At 68.5% G+C, this 17,090-nt stretch carries 17 protein-coding genes; 5 read left to right on the top strand and 12 right to left on the bottom strand.

The window, feature by feature from the left end:
* Positions 1-33: 33 nt before the first annotated feature.
* From DEI85_RS16915 to DEI85_RS16925, 3 genes are all read right to left on the bottom strand, one after another.
* Positions 34-603, bottom strand: a complete 570-nt coding sequence (locus tag DEI85_RS16915; protein WP_110862690.1) for a single-stranded DNA-binding protein — start codon at positions 601-603, stop codon at positions 34-36.
* A 3-nt stretch (positions 604-606) separates the two neighbouring features.
* Positions 607-990: a 30S ribosomal protein S6 gene (gene rpsF, locus DEI85_RS16920; RefSeq protein WP_110862691.1), complete on the bottom strand. Its 384-nt coding sequence runs from the start codon at positions 988-990 to the stop codon at positions 607-609.
* A 191-nt stretch (positions 991-1,181) separates the two neighbouring features.
* The gene (locus DEI85_RS16925) at positions 1,182-2,621 is read right to left on the bottom strand and encodes a CCA tRNA nucleotidyltransferase (RefSeq protein WP_111124406.1); all 1,440 of its coding nucleotides are present in this window, start codon (positions 2,619-2,621) and stop codon (positions 1,182-1,184) included.
* 127 nt (positions 2,622-2,748) lie between these two features.
* On the opposite strand from DEI85_RS16925, the gene DEI85_RS16930 reads away from it, so the two are divergent.
* The 5 genes from DEI85_RS16930 to DEI85_RS16950 all read left to right on the top strand — a co-directional run bounded on the left by DEI85_RS16930 (position 2,749) and on the right by DEI85_RS16950 (position 10,825).
* Positions 2,749-6,861, top strand: coding sequence for a DUF6049 family protein (locus DEI85_RS16930; protein WP_220038961.1), 4,113 nt, complete (start codon positions 2,749-2,751; stop codon positions 6,859-6,861).
* A gap of 94 nt (positions 6,862-6,955) precedes the next feature.
* Positions 6,956-7,954 (top strand): thioredoxin-disulfide reductase, encoded by a 999-nt coding sequence (gene trxB / locus DEI85_RS16935; RefSeq protein WP_111124402.1) that lies wholly within the window; start codon positions 6,956-6,958, stop codon positions 7,952-7,954.
* A 66-nt stretch (positions 7,955-8,020) separates the two neighbouring features.
* A complete protein-coding gene (trxA, locus tag DEI85_RS16940; protein ID WP_111124403.1) occupies positions 8,021-8,347 on the top strand; it encodes a thioredoxin in 327 nt (108 codons plus the stop codon).
* Between the two features lie 150 nt (positions 8,348-8,497).
* Positions 8,498-9,802, top strand: coding sequence for an aminotransferase-like domain-containing protein (locus DEI85_RS16945; protein ID WP_111124404.1), 1,305 nt, complete (start codon positions 8,498-8,500; stop codon positions 9,800-9,802).
* Between the two features lie 60 nt (positions 9,803-9,862).
* Positions 9,863-10,825 (top strand): D-alanine--D-alanine ligase family protein, encoded by a 963-nt coding sequence (locus DEI85_RS16950; RefSeq protein ID WP_110862694.1) that lies wholly within the window; start codon positions 9,863-9,865, stop codon positions 10,823-10,825.
* On the opposite strand, the gene DEI85_RS16955 is transcribed toward DEI85_RS16950, so the two are convergent.
* From DEI85_RS16955 to rpmH, 9 genes are all read right to left on the bottom strand, one after another.
* On the bottom strand, positions 10,730-11,251 hold the full coding sequence (locus tag DEI85_RS16955; protein ID WP_220038962.1) for a hypothetical protein: 522 nt from the start codon (positions 11,249-11,251) through the stop codon (positions 10,730-10,732). The genes DEI85_RS16950 and DEI85_RS16955 overlap by 96 nt on opposite strands.
* Before the next feature lie 335 nt (positions 11,252-11,586).
* On the bottom strand, positions 11,587-12,555 hold the full coding sequence (locus tag DEI85_RS16960) for a ParB/RepB/Spo0J family partition protein (RefSeq protein WP_111124405.1): 969 nt from the start codon (positions 12,553-12,555) through the stop codon (positions 11,587-11,589).
* On the bottom strand, positions 12,555-13,448 hold the full coding sequence (locus DEI85_RS16965; protein WP_027466910.1) for a ParA family protein: 894 nt from the start codon (positions 13,446-13,448) through the stop codon (positions 12,555-12,557). The genes DEI85_RS16960 and DEI85_RS16965 overlap by 1 nt, the downstream gene beginning before the upstream one ends.
* A gap of 81 nt (positions 13,449-13,529) precedes the next feature.
* Positions 13,530-14,189, bottom strand: a complete 660-nt coding sequence (gene rsmG / locus DEI85_RS16970) for a 16S rRNA (guanine(527)-N(7))-methyltransferase RsmG (protein ID WP_110862698.1) — start codon at positions 14,187-14,189, stop codon at positions 13,530-13,532.
* Positions 14,186-14,686 (bottom strand): Jag family protein, encoded by a 501-nt coding sequence (locus DEI85_RS16975; protein WP_110862699.1) that lies wholly within the window; start codon positions 14,684-14,686, stop codon positions 14,186-14,188. The genes rsmG and DEI85_RS16975 overlap by 4 nt, the downstream gene beginning before the upstream one ends.
* Positions 14,687-15,655: a membrane protein insertase YidC gene (gene yidC / locus DEI85_RS16980; RefSeq protein WP_110862700.1), complete on the bottom strand. Its 969-nt coding sequence runs from the start codon at positions 15,653-15,655 to the stop codon at positions 14,687-14,689. It abuts the gene before it with no gap.
* An 8-nt stretch (positions 15,656-15,663) separates the two neighbouring features.
* Positions 15,664-16,044, bottom strand: a complete 381-nt coding sequence (gene yidD, locus DEI85_RS16985) for a membrane protein insertion efficiency factor YidD (RefSeq protein WP_110862701.1) — start codon at positions 16,042-16,044, stop codon at positions 15,664-15,666.
* Positions 16,041-16,391: a ribonuclease P protein component gene (rnpA, locus tag DEI85_RS16990; protein WP_027466914.1), complete on the bottom strand. Its 351-nt coding sequence runs from the start codon at positions 16,389-16,391 to the stop codon at positions 16,041-16,043. The genes yidD and rnpA overlap by 4 nt, the downstream gene beginning before the upstream one ends.
* A gap of 47 nt (positions 16,392-16,438) precedes the next feature.
* On the bottom strand, positions 16,439-16,576 hold the full coding sequence (rpmH, locus tag DEI85_RS16995) for a 50S ribosomal protein L34 (RefSeq protein WP_022889115.1): 138 nt from the start codon (positions 16,574-16,576) through the stop codon (positions 16,439-16,441).
* Between the last annotated feature and the right edge of the window lie 514 nt (positions 16,577-17,090).

Raw genomic sequence — 17,090 nt, forward strand, 5'->3', positions numbered from 1 at the left:
AGAAAAGTTGTGTGTCCGTCGGAACCGGGAGGATCAGAACGGGGTCTCGTCGTCGAAGTTGCCGCCGGGGGTGCTCCACACGTCGTTCGACTGTGCGTTGCCGCCACCCTGCTGGCCGCCCTGGGGAGACCAGGGCGCGTCCGACTGACCGCCACCGTTGTTGTTCCAGTTGCCGCCGCCGTTGCCCGCGGGGGCGTTGCCGCCGCCGCCGACCTGGCCACGACCGCCGCCACTGCCACCCGCTGCACGGGTGATCTGTGCGGTCGCGTAGCGGAGCGACGGGCCGATCTCGTCGACCTCGAGCTCGATGCTCGTGCGCTGCTGGCCCTCACGGTCCTGGTAGGAACGCTGACGCAGACGACCCTGCGCGATGACGCGCGAGCCCTTCGTCAGCGACCCCGCCACGTGCTCGGCGAACTCGCGCCACACACTCGCGCGGAGGAACAGCGCATCGCCGTCCTTCCACTCGTTCGCCTGACGGTCGAACGTGCGAGGGGTCGACGCGATGGTGAAGTTCGCCACGGCGAGCCCGTTCTGCGTGTAACGCAGCTCGGGGTCCGCGGTGAGGTTGCCCACCACCGTGATGACGGTTTCGCCGGCCACGGGTTACTCGGCGCTCGCGGTCGCGGTTGCGGAGGCGTTGGCGGCCTTGCGGGCCGCACGAGCCTCGTCACGCTGCTTCTGGGCGGCGACCTGCGCGATGCCCTCTTCAGCGCGGAGGACCTTCGTGCGGAGCACGGCCTCGGAGAGACCGAGCTGACGGTCGAGCTCCTTGGCGGCCTCGGACGTCGACGTGAAGTCGACGACGGCGTAGATGCCCTCGGACTTCTTCGCGATCTCGTAAGCGAGCCGGCGACGGCCCCAGACGTCCACGTTGTCGACGGTGCCACCCGCGTTGCGGATCACGGCCAGGAACTTGTCCAGGCTGGGAGCGACGGTGCGCTCATCGATCTCGGGGTCGAGGATCGCCATCAGTTCGTACTGGTGCATGCGGAACCCACCTCCTCTGGTCTCAGCGGCCCCGGGCGGTTCCCGGGGCAGGAGGGTTGATGCATGTGCCCCAGACCACGCAGGTGCGCGAGGGGCAACCTGGGTAGCCTACCGGACTGCCTGGAGGCGCGCCACCGGCCTGTGGACAGCGGTTCCGCCCGTCAGGCGGTCGCGTCTCAGGCGCTGGTGTCTCAGGCGCCGGTGTCGCCTCGGGCGCCCCACCACTCGCGCAGGCGCTCCTCGGCCGTCTCCGGCCCGAGGGGACCGTCGTCCATCCGGGCCTCGAGCAGGAACCGGTAGGCCTCGCCCACGGCACGCCCCGGCGGGATGTCGAGGATCCTCATGATGTCGTCGCCGGTCAGGTCCGGACGGATCGACTCCAGCTCCTCCTGCTCGGAGAGGGTCTTGATGCGGTCCTCGAGGTCGTCGTAGGCGAACGCCAGCCGGTCGGCCTTGCGGCGGTTGCGGGTGGTGACGTCCGACCGGGTGAGCTCGTGCAGCCGTTCGAGCTGGGGTCCGGCGTCACGGACGTAACGGCGGACGGCGGAGTCGGTCCAGGCGCCCTCGGTGTACCCGAAGAAGCGCAGGTGCAGCTCGATCAGGCGGGACACCGCGGCGATGGTGTCGTTGTCGAAGCGGAGCGCACGGAGTCGCTTCTTCGCCATCTTCGAACCGACCAGGTCGTGGTGGTGGAAGCTCACGGCGCCGCCGGGCTCGAGCTTGCGCGTCGCGGGCTTGCCGATGTCGTGCAGCAGCGCGGCGAGCCGGAGCACGGTGTCCGGGGGATCCCCGGCGTGCCGTTCGGCCTCGTACCCGATGGCCTGCTCGAGCACGGTGAGCGAGTGCTCGTAGACGTCCTTGTGGTGGTGGTGCTCGTCGACCTCGAGCCGCATCTCGGGCAGCTCCGGCAGGAACCGCTCGGCGAGCCCGGTGTCGACGAGCAGCCGGAGGCCGGGGACCGGGTCGTCCGTGTTGAGCAACTTGACGAGCTCGTCGCGGACCCGCTCGGCGGACACGATGTCGATCGACGCGACGAGCTCCTGCATCGCAGCCCGCACGTCCTCGTCGACGGTGAAACCGAGCTGGGAGGTGAACCGTGCGGCGCGCATCATCCGCAGGGGGTCATCGCGGAACGAGACGACCGCGGTCTGGGGCGTCCGGAGCCGTGCGGCGAGCAGGTCCTCGACGCCGCCGTGCACGTCGACGAGCTCGCGGGCCGGCAGCCGCAGGGCCATCGCGTTGACGGTGAAGTCGCGACGGAGCAGGTCGTCCTCGATGGTGTCGCCGAACGCGACCTCGGGCTTGCGGGTCTCGCCGTCGTAGACGTCGCTGCGGTACGTGGTGATCTCGACCTGCTCGCCGGCGACCCGTGCGGCGATGGTGCCGAACTGGCGACCGACGTCCCAGGTGGCGCTCGCGATGGGTTCGACGATCCGCAGGATGTCGTCCGGCCGCGCGTCGGTGGTGAAGTCCAGATCGGTCACCGGACGGCCGAGGAACGCGTCACGGACGGGGCCGCCGACGAGGGCGAGTTCGTGTCCGGCGTCGGCGAAGGCCCGAGCGAGGAGGTCGACGGGCTCGGTGGTGGCGAGTGCGTCGAGTCGTTCGACGGCCTGGGCAACGGACTGCATGACGGTGCTCATCCTCCCAGATCGAGGCCCCGAGTTCTCCACGAGCCGCGCGCGCACGGGACCTGTTCATGGTCGAGCCTCATACACTCGTGCTCGGCCCGAACCGACCCCGTGGCCCGCTCCCCGTATGCAGATGCTCCGCACCACGCTCGCCGCAGCCGCGTCGACCCTCGTCGCGCTCGGCCTGGTCGTCGCGCCCGTTCCCACCGATCACGCCTCGGCCGCCACGGTGTCCGCGGCCAAGAGCCACGTCGCCGACCCGGCCGCCGCCGACGCGGGCAAGGCGACCATCTCGATCGCCCCGGCGAACCGCGGCGTCGTCGAGCGCGACCAGGACCTCACCCTGTCGGTCACCGTCACGAACGACACCGACACGGCCCTGCCGGCCGGCACCGCGGAGTTCGACATCTTCCGCTCGGTGAGCACGCGCGATGTCCTGGCGAGCTGGCTCAGCGACACCACCACAACCGGTTACCTCGGCGCCCCGATGGACTCGGTGGACATCCCGGCGATCCCGGCGCACCGTTCGATCACCATCGACTCGGTCGACATCGTCTCCGGCAACGTCGCGCTCGGCGGGTACTCCTCGTTCGGCGCACGCCGCATCGCTGCCGAGTACACGGCGGGCGACGCCTTCGCCGTCGACCGCTCCGCGATCACCTGGTACCCGGACTTCGAACAGGCCCCGGTCAGCGTCTCCGTCGCGATGCCGGTCACGGTGCCCAAGTCGACCGACGGCGTCCTCACCGCCCCGGTGCTGGCCGCCGCGACCTCGGTGGACGGCACCCTCACGCAGCAGCTCGACGCGGCCGAGGACCACAACGTCGCCGTGGCCGTCGACCCTCGGATCATCGCCTCGATCCGGATCCTCGGCGACAACGCACCGTCGAGCGCGACCACCTGGCTGCAGCGTCTCGAAGCACTGCGCAACGAGACCTTCGCGCTGTCGTACGCCGACGCTGACGTCACCGGCCTCCGCCAGGCCGGATCCGACGGCATCCTGTCGCCGATCTCCCTCGACCAGTCCGTCGAGTCCGAGAACTTCCCCGGCGCCGAGACCCCGGCTCCGACACCGACGGCCACGCCGGGGCAGACCTCGTCCCCGGCACCCACCGAGACCTCGAGCGACGGTGCCACGACCGGCGACGCTGCCGACCAGGCGCAGGAGACCCTGCCGACCACGGAGTCCCTGCTCGACTTCCCGTACTCGATGGACTCGATCGCCTGGCCGACCGAGGGAACCGTGTCCTCCGCCGACCTGCCCGCGCTCGAACGTGCCGGCACGAAGACCACCATCGTCGCGAGCGGCAACACCTCGGCCGGCGCGGACACCACCATCACGGCGTCCGAGAAGATCGGCGACGACCACGTGCTCGTCTCCGACCAGTCGATGTCGTCGATGCTCCGCCGAGCCGCGGCCGCCACCGACCGGCAGACCTTCTCGTCGGCGATGTCCGAGCTCACCGCGACGCTCGCCACCTCGGCCCGTGCCGCCACCGCCGCGGGGCCGATCCTGCTGACCCTCGGGCGCGAGTGGCCGTCCGACTCCACGCGGCTCAGCCAGGCGCTGGACGCCCTCGAGAGCACCGCCTGGGTCGCCCCGGCCGACCTCTCCACCGCTTCGGAGGCCGTCGCCGGGTCGCTCACGCTCGCCAGCGCGTCCACCGGCGAGGCCCGCATCGACCAGCTCCGGCGACTCGTGCGCGGAGAACAGGGGCTCTCCGCGTTCGCGACGATCCTCGGCGACCCGAACCAGCTCACCGCCCCGGCCCGGCTCCGTCTGCTCGCGCTCGCCTCGAACGCGTGGCGCGACGACGACCAGGGGTTCGCCGCCGCGGTCGACGCCCGCACGGCCGCCTGGGCGAAGAGCACCACCGAGGTCGGCATCGTCGACTCGAGCAGCCTCACCCTGCTCGGCGACCGGTCGTCCCTGCCGGTGTCCATCCGCAACAGCTCCGACTACCCGGTCACGGTGCACCTGTCCGTGCAGCCGTCCAACTCAGCGCTGCGGGTGGTCCGCAACGACATCGTCGTCGAGATCCAGCCCGACTCCTCCACCCGCGCCACCGTCCCCGTGCAGTCGGTCGCGAACGGCAAGGTCGAGCTGACGATGTCGCTCTCGAGCCCGACCGGCGTCGCCGTGGCCCAGCCCGCGACCGTCGAGCTGAACGTGCAGGCCCAGTGGGAGACGGTCATCACCGCCGTCGCCGCGATCGCCCTGATCGGCATCTTCGGCTTCGGCATCTTCCGCAGCATCCGCAAGCGCATCCGCCGCCGCAACGGCGAGCTCGACGACGAGGACGACGACGACCCGAACCGCCCCCTGGCGGTCCAGCCGACGGTCGGGGGCGCGCAGGCGGCCACCACCCGGCCTGGAGGCACGGATCACCCCTCCGGAGCGGCCCCCGCTCCCAGCGCGGCCGCGTCCACTGCCGGGGCGGCAACCGCAGCGCCGACCGCGGCGGTGAACCAGGGCCCCCTGCAGGACGCCATCGCGCGCGCCGGAGCCGAGCCGGGCCTCCCGTCCGACGCCGCACGCAACACCGTCGCGGACGACCGCGACCCCGAGGAGCCGACCATCAGCGCCAGCCAGCCCCAGCCCGACGTCGACGCCGAGCCGGTCGCTGAGCGCAGCCTCGGCCGGGCGAGCGCGATGCTCGCCGCCGGCACGATGGTGAGCCGCATCCTCGGCTTCGCGAAGACCTTCGTGCTGGCGTACGCGATCGGGCAGAATGCGAGCCCCTCGGCCAACGCCTTCGCCGTTGCGAACCAGCTGCCGAACAACATCTACGCGCTCATCGCGGGCGGTCTGCTGTCGGCCGTGCTCATCCCGCAGATCGTCCGCGCGATGAAGACCGGCACGGACGGCGGGCAGGCGTACGTCAATAAGATCGTGACACTCGGTGGTTCCGTCTTCTTCGTCATCACGATCGTGGCGACGGCACTCGCGCCGCTCCTCGTGCGGCTGTACACGACGTCGTCCGACAGCCGAGGTCCGGCCGCCACCGACCTCGCCATCGCCTTCGCCTTCTGGTGCCTCCCGCAGATCCTCTTCTACGCGATGTACTCCCTGCTCGGCGAGGTCCTCAACGCGAAGCAGGTCTTCGGGCCGTTCACGTGGGCACCACTGCTGAACAACGTCATCGCGATCGCCGGCCTCATCGTCTTCATCGCGCTGTTCGGCAGCGGGCACAGTGACGTCGGTGAGTGGACGCCGGTCAAGATCGCGGTCCTCGCGGGCAGCGCGTCCCTCGGCGTCTTCGCCCAGGCGGCGTTCCTGCCGTTCTTCTGGAAGCGCGCCGGCCTGTCGTTCCGACCGGACTTCCGCTGGCGCGGGGTCGGTCTCAAGTCCACGGGCACCGCCGCCGGCTGGCTCTTCGCGATGATCCTCGTGACCCAGATCGCCGGGATCGTGCAGTCTGCGGTCGCCTGGAAGGGTCAGGACGACGGGCCCGGCAACGCCGTGCTCGGCAACGCGTGGCTCATCTTCATGCTCCCGCACTCGATCATCACGGTCTCCATCGCGACGGCGTACTTCACCCGCATGAGCCACGACGCCGAACGTGGCGACCTCGACGCCGTCCGCCGCAACCTGTCGCTGTCCCTGCGCATCGTCGGGCTCTTCACCGTCTTCGCCTCGGTCGCGCTGATCGTCGTCGCCGTCCCGTTCGGCCGCCTGTACGAGGGCACGTTCGAAAGCGCCCTGCAGGTCGGCGCCGTGCTCGTCGCCTACATGCCCGGACTCGTCCTGTTCAGCATGCTGTTCGTGATCCAGCGGGTCTTCTGGGCGATGCACGACCACCGGACGCCGTTCCTGATGCAGTGCATCCAGTCGGTGCTGTTCGTCATCGGAGCCCTGGCGGTGTCGACGTTCCCCACCTCGGTCATCGGCATCGGGGTCGCCGCCTGCACCACCATCGCGGGGTCGGCGCAGACGATCGTCGCACTCGTGCTCGTCCGCAAGCGGCTCGGCAGCATCGAGGGACCGGTCATCACCCGGTCGCACGTCCAGTTCGTGATCGCCGCGCTGATCTCGGGCGTGGTCGGGCTCCTCGTCGTGAACTTCTTCGGCGCGTTCTCAGAGGCCGGGTTCGCGATGTCCGACCGCACCGGTGCACTCATCACGATCATCCTCACCGGCGCCGCGATGGTGGCCGTGTACTTCGGAGCCCTCGTCGTCGCGAAGAACGGTGAGATCGGCAACGCCGTCCGGATGCTCCGCAGCAAGCTCGGCCGCTGATCCCTGCCGGACGCCGCACGCTCACGGGCCGTGCGGAATGCCACGCCGGTACGATGGGTTGACCCGGTCAGACGTAACGGAAGGGCAATCAGGCATGCGCCAGCTCATCATCATCGGTTCCGGCCCGGCCGGGTTCACCGCCGGCATCTACGCAGCGCGCGCAGAGCTCAAGCCGCTCATCGTCGCCTCCAGTGTCGAGACGGGCGGTGAACTCACCAAGACGACCGAGGTCGAGAACTTCCCCGGCTTCCCCGAGGGGATCCAGGGCCCCGACCTCATGATCAAGATGCAGGAACAGGCCGAGAAGTTCGGTGCCGAGGTCCTGTACGACGACGCCGTCTCCGTCGACCTCACCGGCAAGGTCAAGAAGGTCACGGTCGGCTCCGGCGAGACGTACGAGGCCCTCGCGGTGATCTACGCCACCGGCTCGGCCTACCGTCACCTCGGCCTCCCCGACGAAGAGCGCCTGTCCGGCCACGGTGTCTCGTGGTGCGCGACCTGCGACGGCTTCTTCTTCCGACAGAAGAACATCGCCGTCGTCGGTGGCGGCGACTCCGCGATGGAAGAGGCGACGTTCCTCACCCGCTTCGCCGACAAGGTGACGGTCATCCACCGCAAGGACTCCCTGCGTGCGTCGAAGATCATGCAGGACCGTGCGATGAACGACCCGAAGATCGAGTTCGCGTGGAACAAGGAAGTCACCGGCATCACCGGTGACTCCGCGGTCGAGGGCGTCACGCTCAAGGACACCGTGACGGGCGAGGAGTCCGAGCTCGCGCTGGACGGCCTGTTCATCGCGATCGGCAACGACCCGCGCACGCACCTGATCCACGGCCAGATCGACATCGCGCCCGAGGGCACGATCGCCGTCCAGGGCCGCTCGTCGAAGACCAACCTGCCGGGTGTCTTCGCCGCCGGTGACGTCATCGACCCGACCTACCGTCAGGCCGTCACGGCTGCGGGTTCGGGCACGGTCGCCGCGCTCGACGCCGAGAAGTACCTCGCCGAGCTCGACGACGCACTGACGGACGAGGCCGAGGGCGTCGGTCCGACCGAGCCCGCCATGGTCGACGTCATCGCCGCACGCGCCTGACCCGCCTCGGAATACCACGACGGCATCGCCGTTGTACCCCCTGAACGACTTCTCGAAGGAGCACACATGTCCAACGCCAAGGCTGTCACCGACGCCACCTTCTCGGACGAGGTCCTCAAGTCCGACAAGACGATCCTCGTCGACTTCTGGGCCGAGTGGTGTGGCCCGTGTCGCGCGGTCTCGCCGATCCTCGACCAGATCGCCGAAGAGCACGCCGGCAAGATCGAGATCGTGAAGCTCAACGTGGACGACAACCCCCAGTCGGCCATGAACTACCAGATCACGTCGATCCCGGCGATGAAGGTCTTCAAGGGCGGCGAGGTCGTCAAGACCGTCATCGGTGCCAAGCCGAAGCCCGCGCTCGAGGCCGACCTCGCCGAGTTCCTCGTGTAGGTCGCCCCACCCGAACGGCCCCGCCCTCCCCGGAGGGCGGGGCCGTTCTCGTCCGGAGCCACCGGATGACGATCGGCTCCGTCGCGGAACCCTGGTTCCCCGGGCCGATGTCGTAGTGTGGCGGGAATGTCCCACTGAACGGAGCACTCGATGACGAACGGCAACAGCCTCGACCCCTGGTACGACTCCTACGCCCAGCGCACCGCCGGGCTGAGCGCCTCCGAGGTCCGAGCCCTGTTCGCCGTCGCCTCGCGCCCCGAAGTGGTCTCGTTGGCCGGCGGCATGCCGTTCGTCTCAGCGCTGCCCAGAGAGCTCGTCACGGGCTCCCTGGATCGTGTCATGAACGAGGACGCCGCCATGGCGCTCCAGTACGGCGGCGGACAGGGCCTGCGGTCCCTCCGTGAGCACATCGTGGACGTCATGAGCCTCGAGGGCATCCGTGCCAGCGCCGAGGACGTCGTGGTCACCACGGGCTCGCAGCACGCCCTCGACCTCGTCACCCGGCTGTTCATCGATCCGAGCGACGTCGTGCTCGCCGAGTCGCCGTCCTACGTCGGTGCGATCGGCGTCTTCCGGTCGTACCAGGCCGAGACGGTGCACGTGACGACGGACGAGCTCGGTCTCGTCCCCGAGGCGCTGCGCGAGGCAATCGCGAACCTCCGCACCCAGGGCAAGCGGATCAAGTTCCTCTACACGATCCCGAACTTCCACAACCCGGCCGGCGTCACGATGAGCCGCGAGCGCCGCATCGAGGTGCTCGACATCTGCCGGTCGAACAACATCCTCGTGCTCGAGGACAACCCGTACGGGCTCCTGTGGTTCGACGAGCCGGCACCGCAGGCGATCCGATCGATCGACGAAGAGGGCGTGGTGTACCTCGGCTCCTTCTCGAAGACCCTCGCACCCGGCTTCCGCGTCGGCTGGGCCCTCGCGCCGCACGCCATCCGCGAGAAGCTCGTGCTCGCCAACGAGTCGGCCGTACTCGCGCCGAACTCCTTCGGCCAGTACGTCGTGAACGCGTACCTCGACGCCGCGGACTGGAAGGGTCAGGTCGACACGTTCCGGGGCATCTACGCCGAGCGCCGTGACGCCATGCTGTCCGCGCTGGGGGAGTTCCTGCCCGACCTGTCCTGGACGAAGCCGAACGGTGGCTTCTTCGTGTGGCTGACCCTGCCCGAGTCGCTCGACTCCAAGGGCATGCTGCCGCGCGCCGTCAAGGAGCTCGTGGCGTACACCCCGGGGACGGCCTTCTACGCCGACGGACGCGGAGGCGGACACATCCGTCTGTCGTTCTGCTACCCCACGCCGGAGCAGATCCGGGTGGGTGTCAAGCGTCTGGCCAACGTCGTCAACGACGAACTCGAACTGATCGAGACGTTCGGCCCGGCGACCCGCCCGAACACCGTGGTCCGACAGACGTCTTCCGTCAGCGCACCGCCGCCGAACATCTCCTGATCAGCGCTTTTCCGCAGTGCTGCTCGCACAGCACCGCAGTTCCACATCGGAGGACCCCGCATGGCCGAGCTCACCCGTCGTCACGTCGTCGTCGTAGCCGGAGGCATCTCGCACGAGCGCGACGTCTCCCTCCGCTCCGGCCGTCGGGTCGCCGACTCACTGACCGGCTACGGCTGGCAGGTCGACCTGCGTGACGCTGACGCGATGCTCCTGCCGGCTCTCACCGAATCACGCCCGGACGTCGTGTGGCCGGCACTGCACGGCGCCTCCGGTGAGGACGGGGCCCTGCGGGGCATCCTGGAGGCCGTGGACATCCCGTTCGTCGGCTCACGTTCGACGTCGGCTCGGTTGGCATGGGACAAGCCCACGGCGTCAGCTCTGGTCGCCCGCGCCGGCGTCCGCACCCCTCGTTCGGTGACGCTCTCCCACGACGTCTTCCGCGAGCTCGGTGCCGTCGGAGTCCTCGAGGCCATCGCGACCGAGCACCCGGTGCCGCTCGCCGTGAAGCCGGCTCGAGGCGGAAGCGCACAGGGCGTGACCCTGGTCGACGACGTCAAGGACCTGCCCCGGGCCATGGTGACGGCGTACACGTACTGCGACGACGTCGTGGTCGAGCAGCTCATCCGCGGCACCGAGGTCGCCGTGGGGATCATCGACACCGGAGACGGCCCTGTTGCGCTCTCCGCCGTGGAGATCGTGCCGCGGAACGGCATCTACGGGTTCGAGGCGCGCTACAACGCGGGGGAGACGACCTTCTACACGCCCGCGCGACTCTCGGACGAGTTCGCCGGAGCAGCCGCGGAGGCAGCGGTCGCCGCGCACGCAGCACTGGGACTCCGGCACCTGTCACGCGTCGACCTGATCATCGACGGGGCCGGGACGCCCTGGTTCCTCGAGGCCAACGTGCTCCCCGGGCTCACCGAGACGTCATTGCTCCCGCAGGCGCTGTCCGCGTCCGGTTTCGACCTCGGCTGGACCTACGCCGAGCTCGCTGAGCAGGCCATCCGGGACCACCGCGCCTGACCCCTGCTGCCGATGTTCCACGTGGAACACCGGCACCTTGTGTCCCGCCTGCTCGGTGGGCGAGCTTCGATGTTCCACGTGGAACGTCGCTTCACCCGCCGAGGCAGTGTCCATCGAGCAGACGGACTCGCGGCGCGTCTCCGCCACGTTCCACCGACACAGCACCAGGTGCCAGAGGCCCGGGCTCTTCCGCGACGGGTCGACCAAACCGATCGCACCGCCCTCGATGAGGCGATCACACACCGTCCACGAGCGAGGTGTCCCCCCGGACTCGGCGATGGCCTGCCAAGGCGCCAAGGCGTCCTCGAAGTCGATGCCGACTGCCTCCAAGGCGTTCACATCGCGCAGGGCGACGATGCCGGACGCCTCGAGGTCGATCGCGACGATCTCCACCGCCTCAGGCCGGACGTCATTCTGGGTGATCATCGCGGCACGGACTCCGACAACTCAGGAGCTGAGTACAACGTGGGCTGGCGCACTCGGGTACCGGCCCGAGGACCGTGATCCCGCTACAGCGAAGTCGCGGAACCTCTGATCAACAGCACGGTAGAACGTCCCTCAGACCACTGGCACGAAGGCCGAGCCGCTGTTGGTCACGACACCACCATCTCACCTGAGGCAGACAGCGATCACGGCTGTTGCAACCCCACCCGATCGAGCTGCGGAGCCGCTGGAGCCACCGAAACGACCGACCCACGTCCGCACCCGGCCCGGCCGTTACAGGGGCTCAAACGGCCGCACAGGGGCGCACAGCGATGGGTTCAGCCCTCGAGGTCCTGCACGCCGAGCTCGCCGAGGATCCGGTTGAGGTCATCGCCGTTCGCGAAGTCGATCGTGACGGAACTCTTGCGAGCGCCGACCGCGATCTTCACCCGCGTGTTCAGGCGATCGCCGAGCCGCTCAGCGAGATCGTTGAAGTGTGCCTGGCGCTTGGACGGCTCGGCCTTCGGCTTCGCCGGCGGAGTCTTGGCGGAGAGTTGCTGGGCGATCGCCTCAGCAGCACGGACGGACAGGTCCTCGTTGACGATCTTCTCGGCCAGGTACTCCATCGCCTCCGCGTCCGGAGCGGCGAGGATGGCACGAGCATGTCCGGCAGAGAGCACGCCTGCAGCGACCCGCCGTTGCACGGGGGAGGGGAGCCGCAGGAGTCGGATCGTGTTCGTGATCTGCGGGCGCGATCGACCGATGCGCTGCCCGAGCTGTTCCTGGGTGATCCCGAAGTCGGCGAGAAGTTGCTGGTACGCAGAGGCTTCCTCGAGGGGGTTGAGCTGCGCACGGTGGAGGTTCTCGAGCAGCGCGTCGCGCAGCATTGCGTCATCGGGGGTGTCCTTCACGATCGCCGGGATCGTGCTCAGGCCGAGTTCCTTCGTGGCACGCAGACGACGCTCACCCATGATGAGCTCGTACTGGGGATCGGTACCCGTCGCGCCGGGGATGGGCCGGACGACGATGGGCTGCAGCACGCCGATCTCACGGATCGAGTGGACGAGCTCCTGGAGCTCCTCCTCGCGGAACTCCTTTCGCGGCTGCTGCGCGTTCGGGATCACGTCGAGCGGATTGAGGTTCGCGAGTCGAGCTCCCGGTACGGCCACCAACTCGTCGGCCGTCGGAGCGGATGCCGGCGAGCCACCGGTCGGGAAGAACACGTCGACGGGACGGTCCTGCTGATCGGTTGCGGTCGGGATCAGGGCGCCGATGCCTCGGCCGAGTCCGGTTCGCTTCGGTGCCATCAGTGCTTCGCTCCTCGTGCTGCGATCTCGGCGGCCGCTTCCAGGTAGGACAGCGACCCGGTGGAGTTCACGTCGTAGGCGACGACGCTCTGGCCGTAGCTCGGTGCTTCGCTCACGCGGACCGAGCGGGGGATCATGGCCTTGAGCACCTGGTCACCGAAGTGCTCACGGACGTCGTTCGCCACCTGGTTCGACAGGTTCGTCCGGCTGTCGTACATGGTCAGCAGGATCGTCGAGACACGGAGGTTCGGGTTGAGGTGCCGCTCGATCAGTTCGATGTTCCGCAGCAGCTGGCTCAGACCCTCGAGCGCGTAGTACTCGCACTGGATCGGGATGAGTACCTCTTGTGCGGCAACGAACGCGTTGATGGTCAGCAGACCCAACGACGGCGGGCAGTCGATGAAGACGTAGTGGTACGGCTCATCCAGGGACTGCAGGTACATGTCGAGCGCCGTCCGGAGCCGCTGTTCACGTGCCACCAGTGACACGAGTTCGATCTCGGCGCCGGCAAGGTGAATCGTTGCCGGCACGCACCAGAGCGTGTCCGACTCGGGGGAGGCCTGCACGGTGTCGGCCATCGGTGCCTCATCGACGATCACGTCGTAGATGCTCGCGACCTCCGCCTGGTGGTCCACGCCGAGCGCCGTCGAGGCGTTGCCCTGCGGGTCCAGGTCGATCACCAGCACACGAGCTCCACCATGTGCGAGACCCGCTGCCAGGTTGACCGTCGTCGTCGTCTTGCCGACGCCACCCTTCTGGTTCGAGACGGTGATGATCCGTGTCTCAGAAGGCAGCGGGAACTGTTGCGTGGCGATCGCACGCCGGCGCCGGTTCAGGTCGGCGATCTCGCGAGCGAGCGGTGTCGACGCGTCGTAGTCGGTCGATGAACTCAACGAGTGCCTCTTCCCCGGTTCGATGTTTCACGTGGAACGCGGAGCCACTGGCGGCCGGATGACCCGGCCCGAGCCGCAGCGTCAGTCAACTGTAGCCCGGAAGACACGGGTGGTCTCGTCGACCACACCTTCTCCGAGCTCGAGCACCTCGACATCGGAGAGGCGCTTCCGGAGGATGACCTTTCGGGCCTTCTCGATTTCTTCGTCGACGCGTGCACCCTTCATCAGGATGAGCTGCCCGCCGGAGCGGACCAGGGGCACAGTGAGGGGAATGAGCTTCGACAGCGCACTGACGGCCCGTGCGGTGACCTGGTCGACGACGACGTCGTCAGCCACGTCCTCAGCACGGCCGCGGAGCACCGCGACGTTCTGCAGGCCGAGCCGGTCGGACTCGTTGCGAAGCCAGTCCGTTCGGCGCTCCATCGGTTCGATGAGGACGAACTCGACGTCCGGACGGGCGATCGCGAGCACGAGACCCGGCAACCCTGCCCCCGAGCCGACGTCGGCGACGCGACCACGGGCCTCAAGGAGCGGTGCCAGCAACGCGGAATTGAGGATGTGTCGCGTCCAAAGGCGCGGAAGCTCGAGCGGGCCGATCAGGCCCAGCTCCTCACCCCGTCGCGCAAGTTCGTTCGTGAACGAGCGCGCAACCTCGATCTGGTCACCGAAGAGTGCTGCAGCCGCCGCGGGCTCAGCCTCGAGGACCGGTGCTGCTTCCGTCGGGACGGGTGTGTCCGTCATCGGGTGACGACCGTGTGGCGGTCCCGACCCTCACCCTCGGACTCCGAGTGGAAGCCCTTCTCAGCGACCAGGTCGTGGACGAGCTTTCGCTCGTAGGACGACATCGGGGGGAGCGCAGCCGACGACGAACCGGCTTCGATGCGCTCGACAGCGGTGTCCACGAGCCGCTGCAGCTCGTCAGCACGGGCATCCCGCGAGCCACCGACGTCGAGGATGAGCCGGCTGAACTCGCCGGTCTCAGCCTGCACGGCGATCCGGGTGAGCTCCTGCAACGCCGTCACGGTGTCGGGCTTCGACAGCACGCGGAGTGCCTCACCGTCGTCGGTGACCGACAGGTACACCCGACCGGCGCGTTCTTCGATCTCGATGTCGCCGTCGAGGTCGCAGATGTCGAGGAGCTCCTCGATGTAGTCCGCCGCGATGTCCGCTTCGTCGCGGGCGTCCTCGGTCTCGGTGTCCGTCGTCTCGACGGCGGCTGCGGTGTCCTGCTCGGTCACTTACTTCTTCCCGTTCTTCTTCTGGCGCTGCTTGCCGACCGGCTGCTGACGCTGGGTGGTGACGCGCACGGGCTCGATCTCCGTCGCACCGGCGCCGGCACCGGCCTCGGCGAGGACCGGGGTGGCGGTCCCGCGACGCTGTGCCTTCTTGGCCAGGCGGGCTTCACGAGCCAGTGCTGCTTCGGAGCCGGGCGTCGGCATGCTGCGGATGACGAAGTACTGCTGCGCCATCGTCCAGACGTTCGAGGCCAGCCAGTAGAACATGACGCCGAGGGGGAAGCTCAGACCCGAGATCACGAAGACCAGCGGGAGGATGTACAGCATCATCTTCTGCTGGCGGTACATCGGAGACTCCTTGGTCTCCGGCGACATGTTCTTGGCGACGAGCTGCAGCTGCGTGATGAACTGCGACGCCGTCATCACGACGATCATGAAGCCCGCGATCGCACGGACCTCCCACCCGGAGGCGTTCGTGAACGTCTCGTGCAGGGGAGCGCCGAACAGGGCCGCGTTGCCGAACGACGCCGCGAGGTCGTTCGTCAGCAGGCCGATGCCCGTCTTGTTGATCTGGGCCTCGTGCAGCACCGAGTACAGCGAGAAGAAGATCGGCATCTGCAGCAGCAACGGCAGGCAGGAGCTGAGCGGGTTGGTCCCGGTCTCCTTGTAGAGCGCCATCGTCTCGCGGCTCATGGCCTCACGCGAGAACTGGTCCTTCTTGCCCTTGTACTTGTCCTGGATCTTCTTCAGCTGCGGCGCGACCTCGAGCATGCGGCGCTGGGACTTGATCTGCCGGACGAAGATCGGGATCAACGCTGCGCGGACGACGAACGTCAGGAAGATGATCGAGAGCACCCACGTGATGCCCTCGCTCGGGTCCATGCCGAGGCTCTCGAAGATCCAGTGGAAGCCGACGAGGATGGCCGAGACCACCCATTTGAGTGGCCAGAGGATCGTGTTGATGATCACCATGGGGACGGCTACGCCTTTCGAGTGCGCTGGGGGAGCAGGACCGGCCGGGCCGTTCCGACCGCGGGGTGCGGCTGCTGCGGGATCGGCGCGAGGACGAACCCGAACCGGTTGACGACGAACGGGTGACGGCGTTCCTTGACGTCGTCGATTCCGCCAGCAGCCCAGGGGTTGCAACGGGCGATGCGCCAGGCGCCCATGGCGGATCCGCGCACGACGCCGTACTGCTGGATCGCTTCGAGGGCGTACCGGGAGCACGACGGGTGGTAGCGGCAGACGTTGCCGTACAGCGGGGAGATCACCGCACGGTAGGCCCGGAGCACGACGACGCACGCGTTGCGTGGGAGCAACGCGATGACCCAGGCAAGTCGGGTCCACAGAGTGCGGTTCATGCTGCCTTCTCCACCCCGCGCGCGAAGGAGCGCGTGACGTCTTCGAGCAGGGTAGGCCATCCGGCCTGCGATGCGGCTGGCAGTACACGGACCACCACGTCGAAGCCCTGCGGGCACTCGACGAGCAGATCGTGCGCGATCGCCTTGAGTCGCCGCCTGATCAGGTTCCGGGTCACGGCGTTCCCCACCGTCTTCGCGACGATGAAGCCGAACCGCGTCGGTCCGTTGCGATCTGCCGGCTGACGGACCACGGACACGACGACGTGCGCCGTGGCGCTCTTGCGACCACGACGCACGACGTTCCGGTAGTCATCCCCGCGCACGATGCGGTTGGCGCTGGCCAACACTGCGACGCCGGGGTCAGACCGAGGACCGGATCAGGCGATGAACCTGATCAGGCCGAGAGCTCGGTACGGCCCTTGGCGCGACGCGCCGACAGGATGGCGCGGCCGGCACGCGTCCGCATGCGGAGGCGGAAGCCGTGCTTCTTGGCGCGGCGGCGGTTGTTCGGCTGGAAGGTGCGCTTGCTCATGATGTTCTCCACACGGCTGCTCGCGGCGAGCCGTCACGTATGTGTAGCCGTCCGGGTGTCGAACGACGCAGATGGGCGCGACCAAAGGGCCGCAGTCAACTGGTTAACGGTACGTGACAGCGGCGAGCAGGTCAAACCCCGCCTGGAGCGGTCGCACCGTCGCCGCCGGGTCTGACGTCCCTCGAGCCCATTCTCCACATTGGGGACAACTTCCGTTCGGTGGGACTCGGTCCGGTCCTTTACAGTGGTGTGATCGATCCCCCCGATGGCCGGTACGACAGGGAAGTACTCCTGTCAGACGGCTCGAGGTGGTCGTGGACAACACTGTGGACAACCCTGTGGGAACCTCCGCGGCAACGAGGCGTCGACGAAGCCCCCGGAGCCACCGACGATCCGCCGGCGACGACCTGGTCCCGAGTGCGGTCACCGAGCACGCCACGGCATGTCCGACCCCGCAGGACGCACCCTCGTCCGGCAGCGAACGCACGACACGACCCCTGGAGACGAGCGCGAC

Source organism: Curtobacterium sp. MCBD17_026 (assembly GCF_003234895.2).
GTDB lineage: Bacteria > Actinomycetota > Actinomycetes > Actinomycetales > Microbacteriaceae > Curtobacterium > Curtobacterium flaccumfaciens.